This is a genomic window from Puniceibacterium antarcticum, assembly GCF_002760615.1.
GTDB classification, from domain to species: Bacteria; Pseudomonadota; Alphaproteobacteria; order Rhodobacterales; family Rhodobacteraceae; genus Puniceibacterium; species Puniceibacterium antarcticum.
On record NZ_AWWI01000143.1, the window covers coordinates 1 to 19,878 of the forward strand.

A 19,878-nucleotide genomic window follows, 5' to 3' on the forward strand; every position below is an offset into this window, starting at 1 on the left:
GATGGTTGATCCGGAACATTGCCAGAACATGCGGCTTCGGGGAAGGGTGTTTCTGATGTGCGTGATCTGGCCTACGGTAAAGCACCACGATGTCCACACCCTGACACTCCCCACAACATCGTGAGGTGTGAACAGTCTCCGCGCAGGAACTGATAACCCTATTTTTTGTTGTCTTTGCGAACACAGCATTGAAAGGCAACGCAATGACCGATCGCACAATTCAGACCGTCAATCCGTTCACCGAGGACGCGATTCAGACCTATCCACTCATGTCCGATGATCAGATGTTCGACGCCCTCCAGTCCAGCCATGAGGCCTTCCTGTCCTGGCGCCACACACCGGTGGAAGAGCGCGCAAAGGTCATCGCGCGTATTGGTGAAGAGCTGAGCGCCTCAAAGGACTCGTTTGCCAAGCTGATGACCTCGGAAGTCGGCAAGCTGCTCAAGGACAGCCGGGATGAAATCGACCTCTGCGCCGGGATCTGCGCCTACAGTGCAAAGAAGGGGCCCGAAGTCTTGGCGGACGAGGAACGACAGCTTCAGGATGGCCGCAAGGGGATCATCACTTATTCGCCGACTGGCGTCATCTATGGCATCCAGCCATGGAACTTTCCGGCCTATCAGGCCGTGCGATATTCCATCGCCAACTTGATGGCGGGCAACGGCGTGCTGCTCAAACATGCCGAAAACTGCACCGGCAGCGGCATGATGCTGCGCGACATCTATGAACGCGCGGGCCTGCCAAAGGGGCTATTCTCGGTCATCACCATCGATCACGACCAGTCTGACAGGCTGATTGCTCATGACCTCGTGCGCGGTGTCACAATGACCGGCAGCGACAAGGCGGGCAGCATCATCGGCAAAAAGGCGGGAGAGCATCTCAAGAAAACCGTTCTCGAGCTCGGCTCGAACGATGCCTATCTGGTGCTGGAAGATGCCGACATCGATCTGGCGGTGAAGACCTGCGTCGCGGGGCGCATTCACAACAACGGCGAAACCTGCGTCAATGCCAAACGCTTTGTGGTTACGGATGCGGTCTATGACGCATTCATCGACGGCTACGTCAACGCTATGGCCGCTATCAGGACTGGCGACCCTATGGACGAGGGAACCGGCCTTGGCCCGATGGCCCGCAGTGACCTGCGCGACACCCTGCACGTACAGGTACAACAGAGCGTGAAATACGGAGCGAAGATCGCCTGCGGCGGAAAAATTCCGGACGGAAAGGGATATTTTTATCCCGCCACTGTCCTGACAAATGTTTCCCCTGGGCAGGCTGCCTATGACGATGAGTTGTTTGGCCCGGTGGCCTCGGTGATCCGTGCCAAGGATGACGAGGACGCCATGCGCATCGCAAACGACAGCCGCTTTGGGCTTGGCGGCGGAATCTTCTCGAAGGACGAGGCCCGCGCAGTGGAACTGGCGAAACAGCATTTCGACACTGGCATGGTCTTCATCAACCATTTCAATCTCGCCACACCAGAAATGCCTTTCGGCGGCGTAAAGGATTCTGGCTACGGTCGCGAGCATGGCGGCTTTGGTATGCGCGAGTTCGTAAACGCCAAGGCGATCGCCTTGGCCGCATGATCGCCAGCTCGGCGCCTTTAGTGTAAAAATACTTCACTAACTCAGCCGCGACGGTCTTGCCGTCGCGGCTTTGTGCTTTGTCGGTAGAGCGAGAGCGAGTCAGCGGGGTTTGGGTCCGCGCAATATTTGCAAACCGGCGGGAACCCGCCGCATCCGCACAGCGTTGCATAAGCCAATACTCATCAAGCCGCGTGTTTCAAGGTGCTGTCCGTTCTTGTGGCAGTCCTAGTGAGAATCTGCGGACAATAAAACTGTGTAGCACTGACATGCGCAGACCAATGAGGAGGGACAATATGGACAATCACATGGACAAGATGAAGCAGGAAAGGCTCCTGTTCTTTCCAAAGGTGAACCGACGCGTGTTTACGGTTTCAGCCATCCTGATCTTGGGTTTCATCATTCTGGGCGCGGCCTTCAGTGAAACGGCCGGAGCGGTGTTTTCCGCCACACAGGACTGGCTGGCAAATACTTTTGGCTGGGCGTTGATCATTCTGGTCAATATGCTTTTGATTGCTGTCGTTTACCTTGCCTTCGGACGGTTTGGCGACATCCGTCTGGGCCGGATGAACGAGACCCCGCAATATGATCTTTTTTCTTGGACGGCGATGCTGTTTTCCGCTGGGATCGGCATCGGACTGATTTATTGGGGCGCGGCGGAACCACTCTATCACTTCTTCGCCCCCCCCACGGGCGACGCCGAAACGTTGGAGGCCGCCAAGCAGGCTATGACCATTTCGTTCCTGCACTGGGGCTTTCACGCATGGGCGATTTACGCGATCGTGGCGCTGGCGCTCGCCTATTTCCACTTTCGCAAAGGTCTGCCCCTGACAATCCGCTCGGCGCTTTATCCGCTGCTGGGGGACAAGATTTTTGGCTTCTGGGGCGACGTTGTCGACATTCTGGCGGTGTTTGGCACGATGTTCGGTATCGTCACCTCGCTGGGTCTGGGTGCGATGCAGATCAATTCGGGGCTGACCACAGTTTTCGGCCTGCCGGACAGCGTGATTGTGCAGATCTCTGTGATCGCCGTGATCACCGCGATGGCGACCCTGTCAGTAGTTGCAGGTCTTGATGGCGGGATCAAGCGGCTGTCCAACATCAATATAGCACTCAGTATCCTGTTTTTGGCTTTCATGGTCATCGTCGGGCCGACACTGTTCATATTCGACACCTTCGTACAAAGCTACGGTGCCTATGTCGGTGCGCTCGTCTCATGGGGCACATGGGCCGAGGGCTGGACTGATGGTGGCACTTGGCAGAATTCATGGACCATCTTCTACTGGGCCTGGTGGATCAGCTGGGCCCCCTTTGTCGGTGTCTTCGTGGCGCGCATCAGCCGGGGGCGGACGATCCGCGAATTCCTTATCGGCGTGATGCTGATTCCGGCCTCGATCATGTTCTTCTGGTTCTGCGCCTTTGGCGGCACTGCGTTGTCGATTTCGCTCGGCGGTGACCCGACGCTGGTGGACGCGACAAAGAACGCCTACGGCGACGCGATGTTCGCGCTGTTGGACTACTTTCCGTTCCCCGAACTGACGTCCGGCTTTGCCATCGTGCTGATCGTGATGTGGTTTGTGACCTCGTCGGATTCGGGCTCGTTCGTGATCGACATGCTGACGGCAGGCGGCGACCCCAACCCGCCCAAGGTTCAGCGCATCTTCTGGGCGGTGACTGAAGGGGCGGTGGCTTCGGTTCTGCTGCTCGCGGGGGGCCTGTCGGGGCTGCAAGCAGCGGCGGTGATTGCGGGCTTTCCCTTTGCCATCGTGGTGCTGTTGATCCTGATCGGACTGGTCAAGGCGCTGCGGTGGGACCCGCTGATGATCTACCGGCACAATCAGCGCTACCGCAATGATGCCGAGGCAGATCACGCTATGCCTCCGGAACTGCCGGGCGAACTCTATGGCGCGGAGCCAACGCCGCCACCCAGCGCCACACAAAGCCCTGCCGAGTGATCGGAAGCCCGAAAAGGGCAAAGACCCTCTGTCAATGACTGGGGGCCTTTATTCATGCTGAACTGGCTGAGGGGAATCTTCTAAAGCCTTTGCGCACTTTCCCTGCTTTCGTTCGGGAAACAGGCTTCAGAGCGGTGTTTTCATTTGTGGGCAGCCCGGCGCAACTGCGCACCGACGCGCTGCCCATCAGTCAAGACAGGTGGATACCCATGAGCGCAATCCGTCCCAGAGCCTCGATGACCGCGTCGAGCTCTTTGCCCCGGTCGGCGGTCACTATCGCCAGCGTGAGGCGTAGGCTGATACCATCATGCGGCCTGCGCACTCTCATCCTCGTCACGGGCGCCGCGTAATGCCTTGCCGTAGATGGCGATGACATCACGGTCCTTGAAAAGCGTGGCCGCATCGACGAGCACTTTGCCAAAGGTGGCATCAAGTGCTTTTGGATCAATCACCCGGAAGACCTCAGAGAAGATGCCCGGCGATGGGATGGCATGCTTTAACTTTAGGAAGTCTCTTAAAAGGCGCTCTTTTGCGCAACCGAAGGCAGCCATCTCGGCGCACGAGCTCGACCCGCACGAAACCGATACGAAAGCGATGACGAGCGGTTCCCCCGAGATCATGGCGGGAGTTACTGGCCCGCAGATCTGGGACGACGTCGAAGGCCGATAGAAAAATCTACATGATGATGATGAGGGCTCCTTGGGCGTTATCCCCAAGTCAGAGTCTAACTCGTCTTTACGTGCAAGAGCCATCGCTCACGCCCTCAGTGCAAAACGCGGTCCCCCTGTTCCCCAAGACCAACGACCGAAGCGATCAGCCTATTGGTCGATGATCGTGAAATTCACGGTTTTGGAACCGAAACAATTGGGACGGATACAGGGCAGCCATTCCACATCACCCTATCCGGCGCATCAAATCCAGCACGGCGCTGGACGCTATGTTTGCAATACCGACGCGATGACCCTGCATCTCGTCGAGGTCGATCGAACCGTGGCGCCCGGCGCCCATGCCGTCCTGCTCGTGCATCAGTCCGGCTGGGATGTGACCGCCGCGCTCATCATACCGCAGAATATCAGCATCATTCCGCTCTCAGCCAAGTGCCCGGAACTCAATCCCGTGGAAAATATCTGGCAGTTCATGCGGGACAACTGGCTTTCTAACCGCATCTTCGAATCCTAAAACGAAATCGTCGATCATTGCTGTGATACCTGCAACAAGCTCATCGCGCAGCCAGCGCGCATCATGACCATCAGACGCCGCAAATGGGATCAAGAGTTTTGATCAGTGCAGATTGGTATAAGGTGAGCGGTGGTGCAGCCCAGATAAAGCGTCATTGCGGTTGTACCATGTTCGCAAGCGAAACACGGATCCGAGATCCGGCATGCGGGCGATAACCACGACGACATAGGTCGCCCGGTCTTTGTGGATGCGTCTGCGGCGGTAGATGTGAACTTCGGTCGTTTATTTGTTCATTCCAGTTGGGCGCGTCGCTTTTGATAAACGGAAATAGTCTGGGAAAGAGGTAACCTTCGTATTTCTCGCGCTGGCCCTTGCCGCTATGCGCCGGATGCCGTCCTTTTCGCAGATGCGAATGGTCGGCCAAGGTATCGTCGGGATGTCTGCTGCTGTTGGGGCAGTATGAATGATTTATATCCCGGTGGACTTCGCCGACTGTTGGCGAAAGATGCAGGCGCGCGTTCCATAGAGAGACTTTGGTAATCGGATCATGGCACACTAAAAGCAGCTCTGAGGGTGCAACAAAGCGACTGCCACACCTTCCCGAAGTGTGGAACGCAATATATTTTCCAGCTTCAATACTTTGAAGAGCGCATTCCCGCCAAGGCACGAACCGACGATGAGCTGAAATCCTTCACCTGGGCGAATGTCACGGAGGAGAGAGCAAGCTACACCTCAGGCTTTCCATGTCCGATCCAGCACGGCAAACCAGTTCTCATGGCACAGCTTTTCCAGCAGCGCGGCACCGTATCCATGTGCGGAGAGGGCATTGCGAAATGCCCCCAGACCGGCGGCGTCCCGCAGGACGTTGGGAACCTGCGCACCGTCGAAGTCGGAACCGAAACCGACATGGTTTTCACCCAAGCGACTGATCAGGTGATCGAGGTGACGCAACATCGGTTCAAACCCGCGATCATCAGCCTTCGCTCCGTCTTCGTTCAGGAAAGCGGTGGCAAAGTTCAATCCGACCATTCCGCCACTGTCACGGATCATATCAAGCTGGCGGTCCGTCAGGTTGCGAGCTGAGGGTGTCACAGCATGGGCGTTCGAATGGGTGGCAACAAGCGGCGCGTGGGACAGTGAGGCAACATCGTTGAATCCCGCCTCGTTGAGATGCGACAGGTCCAGCATGATGCCAAGGTCGTTGCAAAGCCGCACAAGGTCCTTGCCCGCCGCTGTCAGGCCGGGGCCAGTGTCAGGCGAGGACGGATAGGCAAAGGGCACACCATGGCCAAAGACCGTCGGGCGACTCCAGACCGGACCCAGCGAGCGCAGGCCCATGTCGTGAAACAGATAGAGCGCGTCCAAATCTGCGGCGATCGGCTCTGCCCCTTCGATATGCATGATGGCAGACACCACGCCCTTGGCCTGACACTCGCGCAGCTCTGCCACCGTGCGGCAGATTCGGAACTGCCCCTCTGACGCACGTTCCATCCATTTCAGGTACCCTGCCATAGCCAAGGCGATGGGCTGGGCCGTTGGGGCATCAATCATCGGCGGCAGCGGGACGCTATAGGGCGGGTTTGCCATCAGGTCGTCAATGTTGAAGGATTGATCTGACGAAGAGATATAGATGGCGAAGAATCCGCCACCAAAACCGCCCTGTTTCATGCGGGGAAGGTCCAAATGGCCCTTTCCTGTGTCGGTCAGCCAAGTCGTGTCACGGTTCCCCGGGTCACGCAGCAGCCGAAGCAGGAAATCGTTGTGACCGTCGAAAATCATCGGTGTCATTGGCTCTTGAATCCTTCACTGGCAACAAGAAGTTGCCGGGTATAAACTTGCGTGGCAGCGCGGTTTTGCAACGCGCGCCGGGTCAGCTCCTCCACCCGTGCGCCATGCTGCATCACCATCAGCCGTTCGCACATATGCGACACGACAGCCAGATCGTGGCTGACCAGCACATAAGTCAGCCCCTTTTCCACGCGTAGCGCATCGAGCAGGTTCAGCACCTCGGCCTGAATCGAAGCATCCAGCGCCGAGGTCGGTTCGTCCAGCAGAAGGATCTGTGGCTCAAGGATCAGTGCCCGGGCGATGGCGACGCGCTGGCGCTGCCCGCCGGACAGTTGGTGCGGAAAGCGGAAGCGAAATCCCTTGCTCAGCCCGACTTCCTCAAGCGCGCGTTCGATACGCGCCTCAGTGTCCTTGAACCCGTGAATGGCGAGTGGCTCCGACAACACCCGATCAATGGTGTGGCGGGGGTGGATGGAGCCATAAGGGTCTTGAAACACCATCTGTACCTTACGGTAGAACGCTGGATCACGCGGGGTTTTCAAAGAATTTCCGTTGACATGAATCGCGCCACTGGTGATCGGGGCCAGCCCGCATATCGCCCGCAGGACAGTGGATTTGCCCGACCCACTTTCACCGACCAAGCCAAAGCTTTCGCCCGCGGCCACTTCGAAACTGACATTGCGCACGGCCTGCACCGTGGATCGGCCTGATCCGAAGGTGACCGCCAAATCGCGGATTTCAACAAGCGTGCTCATGCCAGCCATGCCGGGTCACGGGTTAGGGTCTGCAGCGGCACATTTGGCCCGTCGATCTGCGGCAAGCAGTTCAGCAGACCCTGCGTATAGGGGTGCTGTGCCTTGTGGAGATCGCGCGCGGCGATTTCTTCGACCACGCGGCCGGCATACATGACAAGCACCCTGTCGCAGAACGATGATACCAAGCGAAGGTCGTGGCTGATAAAGATGAGGCCCATCCCACGGTCCCGCACGAGATCGTCAAGGATGCGCAGCACGTCAAGCTGCACGGTGACGTCGAGCGCCGATGTCACTTCGTCCGCAATAAGAAGGTCCGGTTCAGCGATCAGCATCATGGCAATCATTGCCCGCTGGCCCATGCCGCCCGAAAGCTCGTGCGGATAGGCGTTGAACACACGCTCGGGGTCGCGGATCTGCACCGCTTCCAGCATCGCTACGGCACGGTCGCGCGCATCGGCGCGGGTGGCGTCGCCGCGACGGCGATAGGCCTCAACGATCTGCCGACCAATTGTCATCACCGGGTTCAGCGAATATTTCGGATCTTGCATGATCATGCTCATGCGCGGACCACGCAGGGTGCGCCATGTCCTGGCCGAGGCGTGTCGCAGGTCTATCCCGTCAAAACTCAGCCGGTCCGCGGTCACGGTTCCCGATGCAGGCGTTAGCCCAAGGATCGCGCGGCCAGTCTGACTTTTTCCAGACCCGCTTTCACCTACGATTCCCAACCGTTCGCGGCCTAGGGTGAAAGACACATCGCGAACAACCCGCACAGGGCCGTTGCGTGACGGGAAGGCCACATTCATGCCCTCGATTTGCAGCATGTCACTCATGTCTCGCCTTTCGGGTCCAGCACGTCGCGCAGACCATCGCCCAGAAGGTTGAAACCCAAAGAGACGACAAAGATCGCGATGCCGGGCATGGTGGCCACCCACCAGAAATCGATCATGAACCGACGTCCGGCGGCGATCATCGCGCCCCATTCTGGCTGTGGCGGCTGTGCCCCAAGGCCAAGAAAGCCCAGACCGGCGGCTGTCAGGATGATGCCCGCCATGTCCAGCGTCACCCGCACGATGACAGAGCTCAGGCAAAGCGGAACGACATGACCCCAGATGATGCGCGTGCTGCCCGCCCCCTGCAGGCGGATCGCGGCAATGTAATCCGCGTCGCGGATTGTCAGCGTCTCGGCCCGGGCAAGCCGCGCATAGGGCGGCCAGCTGGTGATCGCGATGGCGATGATCGCGTTCTCTATCCCCGGCCCGAGTGCTGCGACAAAGGCAAGCGCGAGGATCAGGCGCGGGAAGGCCAGAAAGATGTCGGTGATACGCATCAGAACGGTATCGACCCAGCCGCCAAAATATCCGGCTGTGGTGCCCACGGCCAGACCGATGGGCGTGGCGATGACGGCAACCAGTGCGACCACCATCAGCGTCAGGCGCGATCCGTGCACAATCCGGCTGAAGATGTCGCGGGCCTGATCATCGGTCCCCATCAGATGCGCCCACGAGGGCGGCAGCAGTCGTTCCGTGCGCAGATCGCCCCCCCGAATCGGGTCATAGGGGGCAATGATATTGGCAAAAATCGCCATCAGGATCAGCACGACGACGATCCCAAGGCCGACCATAGCCAGTTTGTTGGCCCGCAAGTGTGACCATGTGCGATAGGCTTGCCCCAGACGGGCCTGCCGTCGGGATGCGGGCCGGTCGCTGAGCAGCCAGTCGCGTGTGGACAGCGCGCTCATGTGCGCCGCCTGACGCGCGGATCGAGCACGGTATAAAGGAGATCGGACAAAAGGTTCAGCCCCACGAAGATAATGCCGATGACCAGCGTGCCGCCCAACACCGCGTTCATATCGGCGTTTTGCAAGCTGTTGGTCAGATACTGACCAAGGCCCGGCCAAGCAAAAACCGTCTCGGTCAGGACAGACCCTTCCAGAAGGCCGGCGTAGGACAGCGCGATCACGGTGACCAGCGGCACGGCGGCGTTGCGCAGCGCATGGATCCAGATGATTCGCCATTCTGCGACTCCCTTGACCCGTGCGGCGATGATGTATTCCTGCCCCAGTTCAGCCAGCATGAAGGACCGCGTCATGCGGCTGATATAGGCCATAGAGAAGTAGCCCAGCAGCGTTGCAGGCAGTGCCAGATGCGCCAGCACGTTGCGAAAGGCGCCCCACTGGCCGTGCATCGCGGTGTCGATCAGCAAGAGGCCGGTTTTCTGGGTGACGGAATATTCATAGGCGATGTCGATGCGCCCTGGCCCGGCAACCCAGTTCAACTTGGCGTAAAACACCAGAAGGCCCAGCAGCCCCAACCAGAAAATGGGCGCAGAATACCCGATCAGACCCACCACCCGGATCACCTGATCGGGCAACTTTCCCTGCCGCACGGCGCCCCAGACGCCAAGGGGAACGCCGAACAGCGTGCCCAGGATGATGCCGGCTGTTGCCAGTTCCAGCGTGGCGGGAAAGACGCGGGCGATATCTTCCACAATGGGCTTCTTGGTCAGGACAGAGGTGCCAAGATCGCCTGACAGCGCCTGCTGGAGGTATATGAAAAACTGATGGTAAAGCGGTTTATCAAGCCCGAGGGCGATATAAGCAGCATCATAGGTGGATTTCGAAGCCCGATCGCCAACGACGGCCAGCACAGGATCAACCGGCACCACGCGCCCAATCAGAAAGGTCACGACCAATAGGCCAAGGAAGGTGATGGCCACCGTTGCAATCAGTTTCCCGACCTTCATGCCAAGGATCGAAAGGGCGCGCCAGCGCCCTCCCTCGTTTGCAGGCGAAACGCTCATTCCGTTTTGGTCACGTTACGGAATGAATTGTCGTTAAACGACGGGCCGATGATGAAGCCGTTCACGTTCTTGCGCAGGCCCAGAACCTCGATCTCCTGGAACATGACGACAAAGGGCGACACGTCCTGATGCTCCTTTTGAAGGGCCACATACATTTCGGCTCGTGCAGCCGTGTCTTTTTCCAGCACTGCGGCATCTGCCTGTTTCGTCATTTCAGGGATGTCCCAGGCGTTGCGCCATGCAAGCGGTTTGGATGCGGCATCGTCGCTGTTGTCGGGATTGCGCGCAAAGGTATCGGCATTGGTGTGCGGATCCTGATAATCCGGTCCCCAGCGGCCGATATAGATGTCATGGTTGCGCGCGCGATACTTGGTCAGCGTCTGCTGGCCGTCCCCGGGGATGATTTCCAGCGTGATACCGGCCTCGGCCATGGTCTGCTGAATAGCCTGCGCCATCGAGGTTATTTCCGGCGTGTTGCGGGTGTCCATCGTAACGGTAAAGCCGTCCGGATACCCGGCCTCTGCCAGAAGCTCCTTGGCCTTTTCCACGTTCAACGAATAGGGATTGTCGTTCAGCGCACCCAGGAAACCTTCGGGCAAGAAGGCCTGGTGAACTTTGACCTTGCCTTTCATAATCGTGTCGGCGATGGCCTGGTAGTCCACCAGATACTTCATCGCCTCCGCGACCTTGGGATTGGACAGGTATTCGTTCTTCTGGTTCAGGCCCAGATAGTAGATCGACCCCTTGATGCCGTCCTCGATCTTGATGTCGGAATTGTCAGCCAGTGCCGAGATTTCTTCAGGGCCCAAGTTGCGGGCAATGTCTATGTCGCCCTGCTCCAGCAGCAGGCGCTGAGTCGACCCTTCGGGGATGTGGCGATAGATGGAGCGTGCCATGGCAGGGGCATCACCGCCGAAATTGTCGTTGCGCTCCAAAACGACGACCTCGTTCGCACGCCAGTCACGGATGCTGAAGGCGCCAGAGCCTGCGTAATTCGTTTTGAGCCAGTCATAACCGAAATCGCCGTTCGCCTCATGGCTCATCACCAGTTCCTTGTCGACGACAAAGCCGACGGTCGCGGTCAGGCAATACAGCAGCAAGGTCGGCGCATACGCCTTGTCCATCTCAAGCTCAAAAGTCATGTCGCCGGTCTGGCGCACCTTCTGATCGACATTGTCCGCAGACAGGCCAAACTGGGTCAGTATAAAGGCCGGGGATTTATCCAGCTTGACCGCGCGTTGCAGCGAATACACCGGATCGGCAGCGGTGATCGGGTTGCCGGATGCAAATTTCAGATCGGGTCTGATCGTAAAGCTAAAGGTCTTGCCGTCCTCGGACACTTCCCATTTTTCGGCGATCACGCCGAAGATGTCAGATACGTCGTTTACATCATAGCCGACGAGCGGCTGATAGCTGTTGCCCATTATTTCCGATGCCGTGAACTCGAAGACCTCAGCCGGATCAAGAGAAATGATATCATCGATCTGCCAGGCCTGAATCAGTGTATCAGGCGGGGTTTCGGCCTTAACGGAGGACGTCGTGACGCCCAAAGCGGCCGTGACCATCGCGGCCGCAACGAGTTTAGAAAAGTGTTTCATATAGTTTCCCTGTTGAGAAAAGATCGGTGGCACGCCATTGTCGAGGCTGGCTTTTCCGCACCTTGAAATCACTTAGGTCGGCGGCATGATGCTGTGTCAAGGTATCGACACGAAACAGTCTGGTTTTTCGCATGCTTTTTAGGCATTTTTCACAAACCGGTTGCTTTGCAAGCAAAATTACCCGGAGGACATTCGCCAGACCAGGCGGCAGGGCAGGAGCTGAACATGCGCATCATCCGCCGACTTCAACATGTTCCCAGTCCCGCACTTAAAATGCGTTTGCAGGGATGACGACGTCCCAGTCTGTACTTCCTGCCATCGCGAGTTGCACCATTTTATGTGCAGATAACCTCATGTCAATCATCACAATCCAATCACTTGTGGTGGGCCAATTAACCGGCGCGGTTTCACCGGCGATCTTTGGTTCATTTCACGCGACCATTTTGATCAGGTTGCGCTGCGCACAAAGGTTATCTTCAGCCTCTGCTGGCGGGATGTTACCGATGGCGCCAAGCAGACGCCTGCTCTTGAACTCAGCCGTTTCTTCGACAACGCCGGAGTCGACCCATCCGAGAGTTGCCATTTCCAGATCTTGCATGTTGCGCGACGGTCCCTGGCGCCTCAGGGCGACGCTTGCATCGCTTGGCCGGGCCGTGGATGGACCAGTTCGGTTTTGCAGAGGCCGTTGATCGACGACGTAGGCGAAAATGTGAACGACTAGATGCTCCGCGAAGGCATACCGACCATCCGCAAGTGAGCCGGTGTGAAAGCCTGCGCAGGCCCAGTAGGGCTCAAACGAACCGCACCATGTTATTAGTGAGCGTCAAGCGGCACCGGAGAAGAAGGTGTGAGAAGCCGACGACCCCGTGGGCAAAAGATCGAAGCGATCCGGATCGGGAAAACCAGATAGCAACTGCAAGCCCTCAAGCTTGAGACACAGATCTGGAGCTGCTTCGCCAATCACCATCTCTGCCACCGACTTCTGGAAAGTGCCGCATGTACTGGCCTGATTGAAGATCGAACTGGATCCCCAAGCCCAGAAATCAGAGGCCATTGCACATGGGGTGGCAAACACAGAAGTTGCTAGCAGCGCCAGCGGACATCCGAATAGATGGGAGTCAAGAGCACCTACTGAAACTCAAGAGCCAGCGCGCAATGATCCGGGACCGCAGGTTCGTTCCATCACGACATTGAAGGCCTGCAGTTTCGCCAACTCATGGCGAAGATCGATCATGATGGTCAGGCTGGCACGCGCCAGATCGTCCTGCTCTTAAGTGCGGGGCTGAGGCATCATCACGGCTCCGGGATTTGCAAGGTTTCCCCACCCACCATTCGAAACCCTCTAATTTCTTGCTACAGTTTTAAAGAAATAACCAAACAACGTCAGAATCTTGTGACTTGTTCAGGGCGCGTCTTTCGATATCTGATCCGAACATCCATGGCTGGGCCACGCACGGTACCGTCGCAACAGGAAAATCCAATGACCGAACACATGCACCCCGACGCCATCCGCACACTGTTTTCGCAAGCCATGTCCGACATGTACCGCACCGAGGTGCCGCAATACGGCACGCTGATTGATCTGGTGCGCGAGGTGAATGCCGACACCCTTGTCGCAGATCCCGCGCTGAGCGCACAGCTCAGGGCGGCGGGCGAACTTGACCGGCTGGATGTGGAACGCCACGGCGCGATCCGGCTGGGCTCAGCGCAAGAGCTGCAGGCGATCCGGCGCATGTTCGCCGTGATGGGCATGTTCCCGGTGGGATATTATGACCTGTCCGTGGCTGGCATTCCGGTGCATTCCACCGCCTTCAGACCCGTTGACGAAACCTCGCTCAAGCGCAATCCGTTCCGGGTCTTCACCTCGCTCCTGCGTCTTGATCTAATCAAGGATCGCACGCTGGTCGCCGAGGCCGAAGAGATCCTGAACCAGCGCCAGATCGTGACCGACGGGGCATTTGCCCTGATGGACCGGGCCGAGGCCAACGGCGGGCTGACCGAGGCCGAGGCCGAAGAGTTCGTGCGCGAGGCGCTGGAAACCTTCCGCTGGCACAGCGACGCGACGGTGTCCGCCGAAACCTATGAAAAACTGGTCGCCGCGCACCGTCTGGTCGCTGATGTGGTCAGCTTTCGCGGCCCCCATATCAACCACCTCACCCCACGCACGCTGGACATCGACGCGGTGCAAAGGGCCATGCCGGAACGCGGCATCGACCCCAAGGCCGTGATCGAAGGCCCCCCGCGCCGCGCCGCCGACATCCTGCTGCGCCAGACCTCGTTCAAGGCCTTGCAGGAAGAGGTAATCTTTCACGGCATCCCTGGCACGCACCTTGCGCGCTTTGGCGAGATCGAACAACGCGGCGTTGCCCTGACCCCGAAGGGTCGAGCGCTTTACGATTTGGCGCTGGCAGAGGTTCGCGCGGGGAAGAGCGGCAGTTACACCGAGCGACTTGAGGCCGGCTTTGCCGCCCTGCCCGACAATCACGATACGATGCGCCGTGACGCGCTGGCCTTCTACCGCTACCGCGCGACCGGGACCGCACCTGCGTCCAAGGCTGACAGCCTGGATGCGCTGATCGACAGTGGTGCGCTGGTGGCAGATCCGCAGGTCTATGAGGATTTCCTGCCGGTCTCGGCGGCGGGGATCTTTCAGTCGAACCTTGGCTCGGACGATCAGTCGAGCTACCGCCCGGCAGCCAACAAGGATGCCTTTGAAACAGCCCTCGGCGCGCAGGTCTCGGACGAGATCGCGCTCTACGCTGCCACCGAGGCCAAGAGCCTTGTCATAGCGCTTGAAACCCTTGGCCAGTCGCATCTTCTGGCCGATCACAAGGCCGCATGAGGCGCAGGGGGCCGCAAACGGATGACCCGATTGCGGCCTTTGGCCAGCATCTGCACGCCGAAGGCTTTGGCGGCGATCTGGCCGACGACGGCGGGACCAGCGCTGTCTTTTCCACCGACAACTCCGTCGACGAACTGCCGCCTCTGGCGGTGGTCTTTTCCCACACGCCGTAGGATCTGAACCGCATCGCACGCGCGGCAAGCGCGAGCGGCATCGAGATCACCGCACGTGGTGGCGGGACAGGAACGAACGGCCAGTCGCTGAGCGATTCGGTGGTGGTGGTGGTGGTGGTGGATTGTTCCCGCCATCTGACAAGGATTGAAGAAATCAATGCTGTTGAAGGTAATGCCATCGTCCAGCCGAGTATGATCCTAGCAGGCTGCTGAAAAAGTCGGCCATCATACCGCTTGTTGCCAAGTAGGCCGATTTTTCGGGCTCTCTCATCGAGCTGAGGAATGATGATCGTGGCTAGCATCAATCAAGTCGACGAGATGGGCTCCCCCAAATCTTTTTTCAGCGGCCCGCTCTCATGATCGATGTCAAGCTCTTGTTTCAACGCTACTATACCGGCGGTGCCAGGCGCAGTGTGATATGGATGCAAATGGTAAGAGACGGAACTGAGACGACGGTTGAGCAAGCTCTTAGACGCGGGTTGGATACCGCATTACCATGGTTTCGTCTTGGGGCTGCCTTGTTTTAAGAAGCGAGCGTCGACCTTGTCGGCTCATAACAGGACACAAGGGTTACCCACCGCGTTCCGCCCCCAACCTTGCGCATCGGTGTGATCGGAGCGCTTCTTGTCCTCTCAGCTTTGGGTGAGAGCGTTTACGATGGGTGCGGCCGTCACTGCTTTGGCGATGTCCTAGGTGAAGCCGACCATCCCGCGAACAGATGGCGGTATCGCTGGCACATTCGAAGTTGCCCCTTCCAAGCGATTTCACGCACCGCGTTGCGGAGCCCCTCGATCCTGTCGTGAACCTTGCGACTGACGCGCGCCTGCATGCGGTAGCTCCACGCGCCTGCGATTAGGGCACGTCGCGCCAATCCGCTGCCGGCCTTTGTGATCCCGCCCCGGCGCGCAGTGTTGCCACTAGAATGTTCAGATGGTGTCAGCCCGAGATAGGCCATAAGCTGACGCGGGATGTCGACACGATTGAAATCTCCGACCTCGGCCACCACCGTGACGGCGACGATGGACGCGACTCCACGCATAGCCTGGACCGCTTCGACAACTGGCACCAACGACCAACTCGGAAGAAGGGCAGCAATCTGGCCTGCCGATCGCTCAACCCGGGCTTCGGTGTCAGTCACCGCGTCGATGTAGTCCTGCAATACGATCTGCTGCGCCGGATGCTGGAATGACACCGTCGTCAGGCAGCGGCAGTAGGCAACCGTCCTGCCTTTCTTTCCGGGGTAGATACGACAGTGGCGCAGCAGAAACCCCTGAAGATGCTATCGCGCGTTGCCCAGCACCCGCATCGCGGGATCTAGGGCTCGTACCAGATCGCGCATTGCCTCATGCGCGGCGTCAGGTACCCACACTGCCTTCAACTCGCCCGCACGGTGCAGTTTCGCAAGCATCACGGCGGTCCGTCTTCACCCGGTCGCCCGCCTTTACAGGAGTGAGTGAGGGGACGACCACGATGAAGTCATGCCCCAACTCGACAAGCTGGCGATGCAGGCCATAACCGGATGGCCCAGCCTCATAGCAGAAATGCAGACGACTTCCGCAAGCGCTGAGCTTCTCCACCAACTTTCGGATGTGATCGGGCCGGTGCTCAACCGTCCCCCAGTGGCAGACCTCACCACCACGCCCATCTTGTGCGACTGCGACCGAAATTGTCGCCTTATGGACATCCAGCCCAATAAACGTGCTATCGAGCATCTGTTCTCTCCCCCATTCTTGAGGCTCGGCACCAGCCAATCCGGCGCAACCCTCGAACGGAGAATGCGCGGGAGAGGCCACCGGCCCAGTCAGTTCACACCGCGATCATGGGGTCTAGACCAGTTGAACCGTGCGGTGGCTGACAAAGGTCTGTTCTTTGCCCCCAACGTGTCTACCGCGCCACGCTGGGCGGGATGACGGCGACCGACGCCTCGGGTAAAGGATCACGCCTTTACGGGCGGACTTCGGATCATGTGCTGGGCATGGACTTAGTGCTCGCCGATGGCAGCGATCTTACGCTGGATTGCGAAGCGGGGGGCATACGCGCGATACACTTGGCACTGTGGTCCGTGACACGGTCGAAGAGATCGTACGCGTCATGCCGGTGATGAATCGCGGGCTGACCGGATACAACCTCCAAGAAGCGTATCAGGGCGGCCAGCTTTCGTTGATCAAGCTGCTCTGTGGGTCCGAAGGCACTCTTAATCTGACCAAACGGCTCAAACTGCGGCTTCTGCCTAAACCGCGTCAACGCGCGCTGATCGTCTATGCCTCTGACGACATGGCGGCGGCTTTGCAGGATGTGGGGGATCATCGAATTCATCGAAGACAAGAACCTGTCGTTCGCCCAGCACGATCCGATCTAGGGCCCGGTCACCGGAGTTTTACGCCAGGACGGCACATGTCCGGAGCGCGGGCTCAATTTTGTCGAGCTGATCGGCACGGATCAGGCTGAGATCAACACAATTGTGACCGGGTTCGAGACGCCGGGGCCAGCGCCCGCCACGCTGATCAGCACATGCGCCGTGACGGTCCCCACGACTATCGCCGAACTCTGTTAGCTGCGTACAAAATGCGTCGATCTTCTGGGACCGATGGCTCCCACCCAGCAGGGCACACCGTTTGTCGAGGATGCGGCGGTGCCCGCCGCCAACCTTCCGGCCTTGTTGAAGGGATTCGCGACATTCCGGATGTGCGCGCGCTGAGCTATGGCATGATCGGCCATGCCGATGTCGGCTGGTCCATGAGCGCCCCGCGCTCGACATGCGCCGCCCCGATATTGCGTCCATGATCCGCGATGTTTCGTTCTCGGTGCACAGGCTGGCGCGCGATCATGGGGGCCTGATCTGGGGCGAACATTGGGCGAGGTTTTGCGGCGAATATGTGCTAAAATTTTTAGGGCTCCCTCTTTAGGCAGCGCTGTGCCAGATCAAGGCAGCGTTCGATCCAGACAATTTGCTGAACCTAGGCAAGATCTCGAGCCCAAATCCAGCGCCCCCGCTTGCCCCTCTGGATTCTGTGCCGTTCCGGGGTCCGCTCGATGCTAGGATCTGTGCGGAGCTGACCCGCATCTATGAGGCGGCGATCAATGCAATGGCAATGGTCAGTGCATGGGGCGCGATTTCGATGATGCCAGTGCCCGTCATAAATGGCGACCGGTGAGGCGGACCGGCGATCCCGTGCGCGCGCGCAAGGGCCGCGCAGCCCTGCTTCGCGCCTGGGCCGGCCAGCGCACTACCGCGGAGGCGGGAGACAATACGTTGGATTTGGCAGCTCAGGTCCTGTCCGCGTCGATATTCCCGCCGTGAGGGGGTCTTCGTTCTAAAAATTTGATGAAAGACGTGCTTTCCCTTTATTTTGTGCGGATGGCCCTGTTGCACACCTCGGTTTAGAGTAGTCATGCCGTGAAGTCAGATGGAGTGGTTGCCGCCCTCCCCGGACGGCCTCGCAATGTGCCAATATCGTGGTCTTTAACGCCACGCGAAAAGGAGGACGGCGACATGAAGGATATGATGATTAGAGTGGACCTGGCAAAGGCTGTTTTCCAGATTCACGGTGCGCTGCGGACCGGCGAAGTCCAGTTTCGGAAAAAGCTTTCGCGCAAGCAGTTCCCCGCATTCATGGCCCGGCAGGGCCCCTGCCTGATCATCTTTGAAGCCTGCGGTGGCGCACTATTGGGCGCAGGAGATGGAGGCGCTCGGCCAAGAAGTGAAATTGATCGCTCCAAAGTACGCTCGCCCGTTCGTCAAGCGTTAGAAAAATGATACCGCAGATGCCGAGGCGATCGTTATCGCGGCCCGCCAGCCCGAGATGCGCTTCGTGGAGCCCAAGACGGTCGAGCAACAGTCCCGTGCGGCTGTGTTTCGCAGCCGGGAGCGACTGGTTCATCAGCGCACCGCAGATGTGAACGCCTTGCGCGCGCTGCTGTATGAGCATGGCTACGTGTTCCCGTGGGAATACGCTACCTTGATCGCATGACGGCACTTTTAGAGGATGAGACCTCCGAATTGCCCGCATTGATCCGGGAGGAGGGCCAGGAAATGCTGGCGAAGATTACAGAGAAAGCGACGCGTATTGTCGAGCGCACCACTAAACTCAAAGCGCTGGCCTCTCAGTCGGACAGGGCGCTCCGGCTCCAGACCATGCCGGGCGTTGGACCGCTGACGTCCGTCGCGGTGGAAGCGTTCGGACCGGACATGGCTCAGTTCAAGACCGGGCGTGACATTGCGGCTTGGTTGGGTTTGGTGCCAAGGCAGCATTCCTCTGGAGGCAAGGAGCGCTTGGGCCGGATGACCAGGGCCGGTCAGGCCGATATCCGACGTCTCCTGATCCTTGGCGCAATGTCACGATTGAACTGGCTTGGGCAGCGGACAATTGCAGAGGGAAGTTGGTTGTCACGCATGTTGGCGCGCAAGCCCAAGATGCTGGTCGCGATCGCGCTGGCCAACAAGATGGCCCGGCATATCTGGGCGATGCTGACGAAGAACAAAAATTACAGAGATCCGGCGCTGGCAGTCGCAGCATGATGTTCATGTCGAACGGTTAGCGACGGTGCCAAGGGGGTGTGGGAAGACGACGACCTGAATGGGCAAAACGATCGAATAGATCTGGATTGGGAAAACCAGTTAATCGCCACGAGCTCAGAGCTCGAAAGTCAGATTTGGACCTAATCCGCTGATCACCATCTCGGCCTGCGGCTTCTGGAAACGCCGCATCATGAAGGCCTTACAGAAGTTCGCACTCGATCATACACCAATAAGGCCAGAAACTTCTTGCACTACGGGCGGCAACCACAGAAGCGTAATAGATTTAGGGTATGAGCACTCCAACAGTATCGCACGTGCCATAGAGCTATCGCGGACAGCGGATCCCACGCCGTCCTCCCGCCGCGCAAGAGCGCGCAGCACCTCAAGGCCAACCCCGCCAGTGCGCTCGCCAAAATCCACGCTTTACGCGCATAGAAATATCTGGGCTGCGCGCTTTGGCGGAATTGGAGCGGCTATAACCGCTCAAGCCGCGTCGGGACAAAGATGTATTGTGTGAAACTGCTGGGCAAAAGCATCATGGCGAAGGACTTTGTCGGTCAGGCCGCGTAGATCCAACGTAAGCTTCCTCCTGAGCGGCCAAACCGCTCTGCGAATATCCGTCACAGATGACGTTGCCCCCAACTTTTATCCAGCGTGAGCGAGACTCCGGGTTTGAGTTTTGCCGAT

Annotated in this window: 14 protein-coding genes and 3 pseudogenes; 8 read left to right on the forward strand and 9 right to left on the reverse strand. The window is 58.7% G+C overall.

The window, feature by feature from the left end; translation table 11 throughout:
* The first annotated feature begins 203 nt into the window (after positions 1-203).
* Positions 204-1,586, forward strand: a complete 1,383-nt coding sequence (locus tag P775_RS21250; protein ID WP_099912876.1) for an NAD-dependent succinate-semialdehyde dehydrogenase — start codon at positions 204-206, stop codon at positions 1,584-1,586.
* 293 nt (positions 1,587-1,879) lie between these two features.
* Positions 1,880-3,538: a BCCT family transporter gene (locus P775_RS21255; RefSeq protein ID WP_245875795.1), complete on the forward strand. Its 1,659-nt coding sequence runs from the start codon at positions 1,880-1,882 to the stop codon at positions 3,536-3,538.
* A gap of 305 nt (positions 3,539-3,843) precedes the next feature.
* On the opposite strand, the gene P775_RS29965 is transcribed toward P775_RS21255, so the two are convergent.
* Complete coding sequence (locus P775_RS29965; RefSeq protein ID WP_425439924.1) at positions 3,844-4,290, reverse strand: transposase family protein; 447 nt, start codon at positions 4,288-4,290, stop codon at positions 3,844-3,846.
* Positions 4,291-4,366: 76 nt separating this feature from the next.
* Between P775_RS29965 and P775_RS28225 the strand changes: the two genes are divergently transcribed.
* Positions 4,367-4,717 (forward strand): hypothetical protein, encoded by a 351-nt coding sequence (locus tag P775_RS28225; RefSeq protein WP_180287525.1) that lies wholly within the window; start codon positions 4,367-4,369, stop codon positions 4,715-4,717.
* Positions 4,718-5,449: 732 nt separating this feature from the next.
* Here the strand turns inward: P775_RS28225 and P775_RS21270 are convergent.
* The 7 genes from P775_RS21270 to P775_RS21300 form a co-directional block, all read right to left on the reverse strand.
* Positions 5,450-6,505 carry a dipeptidase gene (locus P775_RS21270; RefSeq protein WP_099912877.1) on the reverse strand — a complete coding sequence of 352 codons (1,056 nt, stop codon included), beginning with the start codon at positions 6,503-6,505 and terminating at the stop codon, positions 5,450-5,452.
* Positions 6,502-7,260, reverse strand: coding sequence for an ABC transporter ATP-binding protein (locus tag P775_RS21275; RefSeq protein ID WP_099912884.1), 759 nt, complete (start codon positions 7,258-7,260; stop codon positions 6,502-6,504). The genes P775_RS21270 and P775_RS21275 overlap by 4 nt, the downstream gene beginning before the upstream one ends.
* Positions 7,257-8,090, reverse strand: coding sequence for an ABC transporter ATP-binding protein (locus P775_RS21280; protein ID WP_099912878.1), 834 nt, complete (start codon positions 8,088-8,090; stop codon positions 7,257-7,259). Before P775_RS21280 ends, P775_RS21275 begins: the two co-directional genes overlap by 4 nt.
* Positions 8,087-8,998 carry an ABC transporter permease gene (locus P775_RS21285; protein WP_425439925.1) on the reverse strand — a complete coding sequence of 304 codons (912 nt, stop codon included), beginning with the start codon at positions 8,996-8,998 and terminating at the stop codon, positions 8,087-8,089. The genes P775_RS21280 and P775_RS21285 overlap by 4 nt, the downstream gene beginning before the upstream one ends.
* Positions 8,995-10,059 (reverse strand): ABC transporter permease, encoded by a 1,065-nt coding sequence (locus tag P775_RS21290; protein WP_099912879.1) that lies wholly within the window; start codon positions 10,057-10,059, stop codon positions 8,995-8,997. The genes P775_RS21285 and P775_RS21290 overlap by 4 nt, the downstream gene beginning before the upstream one ends.
* On the reverse strand, positions 10,056-11,657 hold the full coding sequence (locus tag P775_RS21295) for an ABC transporter substrate-binding protein (protein WP_099912880.1): 1,602 nt from the start codon (positions 11,655-11,657) through the stop codon (positions 10,056-10,058). The genes P775_RS21290 and P775_RS21295 overlap by 4 nt, the downstream gene beginning before the upstream one ends.
* 430 nt (positions 11,658-12,087) lie before the next feature.
* The gene (locus tag P775_RS21300) at positions 12,088-12,240 is read right to left on the reverse strand and encodes a hypothetical protein (RefSeq protein WP_425439926.1); all 153 of its coding nucleotides are present in this window, start codon (positions 12,238-12,240) and stop codon (positions 12,088-12,090) included.
* Between the two features lie 897 nt (positions 12,241-13,137).
* On the opposite strand from P775_RS21300, the gene hglS reads away from it, so the two are divergent.
* Genes hglS through P775_RS29970 form a run of 3 tightly spaced genes read left to right on the forward strand, consistent with a single transcriptional unit; the run spans position 13,138 to position 14,885 of the window.
* Entirely contained in the window at positions 13,138-14,499 is a 1,362-nt protein-coding gene (gene hglS, locus P775_RS21305) for a 2-oxoadipate dioxygenase/decarboxylase HglS (RefSeq protein ID WP_099912881.1), read from the forward strand.
* On the forward strand, positions 14,496-14,672 hold the full coding sequence (locus P775_RS28595) for a hypothetical protein (RefSeq protein ID WP_218967742.1): 177 nt from the start codon (positions 14,496-14,498) through the stop codon (positions 14,670-14,672). Before hglS ends, P775_RS28595 begins: the two co-directional genes overlap by 4 nt.
* A 12-nt stretch (positions 14,673-14,684) precedes the next feature.
* Complete coding sequence (locus P775_RS29970) at positions 14,685-14,885, forward strand: FAD-binding protein (protein ID WP_425439927.1); 201 nt, start codon at positions 14,685-14,687, stop codon at positions 14,883-14,885.
* A 502-nt stretch (positions 14,886-15,387) separates the two neighbouring features.
* Here P775_RS29970 and P775_RS29975 read toward each other — a convergent pair.
* A pseudogene (locus P775_RS29975) lies at positions 15,388-16,384 on the reverse strand (IS110 family RNA-guided transposase); the annotation flags it as partial.
* 173 nt (positions 16,385-16,557) lie between these two features.
* Between P775_RS29975 and P775_RS27700 the strand changes: the two are divergent.
* A pseudogene (locus tag P775_RS27700) lies at positions 16,558-16,773 on the forward strand (FAD-binding protein); the annotation flags it as partial.
* A gap of 1,392 nt (positions 16,774-18,165) precedes the next feature.
* Positions 18,166-19,191, forward strand: a pseudogene (locus P775_RS29980) (IS110 family RNA-guided transposase).
* Positions 19,192-19,878 lie beyond the last annotated feature (687 nt).

Excerpts from the sequence above, each read along its gene's own strand:
- P775_RS21285 (WP_425439925.1), bottom strand. The coding sequence starts at position 8,998 with ATGAGCGCGCTGTCCACACGCGACTGGCTGCTCAGCGACCGGCCCGCA.
- P775_RS21280 (WP_099912878.1), bottom strand. The coding sequence starts at position 8,090 with ATGAGTGACATGCTGCAAATCGAGGGCATGAATGTGGCCTTCCCGTCA.
- P775_RS21300 (WP_425439926.1), bottom strand. The coding sequence starts at position 12,240 with ATGGCAACTCTCGGATGGGTCGACTCCGGCGTTGTCGAAGAAACGGCT.
- P775_RS21295 (WP_099912880.1), bottom strand. The coding sequence starts at position 11,657 with ATGAAACACTTTTCTAAACTCGTTGCGGCCGCGATGGTCACGGCCGCT.
- P775_RS21250 (WP_099912876.1), top strand. The coding sequence starts at position 204 with ATGACCGATCGCACAATTCAGACCGTCAATCCGTTCACCGAGGACGCG.
- P775_RS21275 (WP_099912884.1), bottom strand. The coding sequence starts at position 7,260 with ATGAGCACGCTTGTTGAAATCCGCGATTTGGCGGTCACCTTCGGATCA.
- P775_RS21255 (WP_245875795.1), top strand. The coding sequence starts at position 1,880 with ATGGACAATCACATGGACAAGATGAAGCAGGAAAGGCTCCTGTTCTTT.
- hglS (WP_099912881.1), top strand. The coding sequence starts at position 13,138 with ATGACCGAACACATGCACCCCGACGCCATCCGCACACTGTTTTCGCAA.
- P775_RS21270 (WP_099912877.1), bottom strand. The coding sequence starts at position 6,505 with ATGACACCGATGATTTTCGACGGTCACAACGATTTCCTGCTTCGGCTG.
- P775_RS29965 (WP_425439924.1), bottom strand. The coding sequence starts at position 4,290 with ATGGCTCTTGCACGTAAAGACGAGTTAGACTCTGACTTGGGGATAACG.
- P775_RS21290 (WP_099912879.1), bottom strand. The coding sequence starts at position 10,059 with ATGAGCGTTTCGCCTGCAAACGAGGGAGGGCGCTGGCGCGCCCTTTCG.
- P775_RS28225 (WP_180287525.1), top strand. The coding sequence starts at position 4,367 with ATGATCGTGAAATTCACGGTTTTGGAACCGAAACAATTGGGACGGATA.
- P775_RS28595 (WP_218967742.1), top strand. The coding sequence starts at position 14,496 with ATGAGGCGCAGGGGGCCGCAAACGGATGACCCGATTGCGGCCTTTGGC.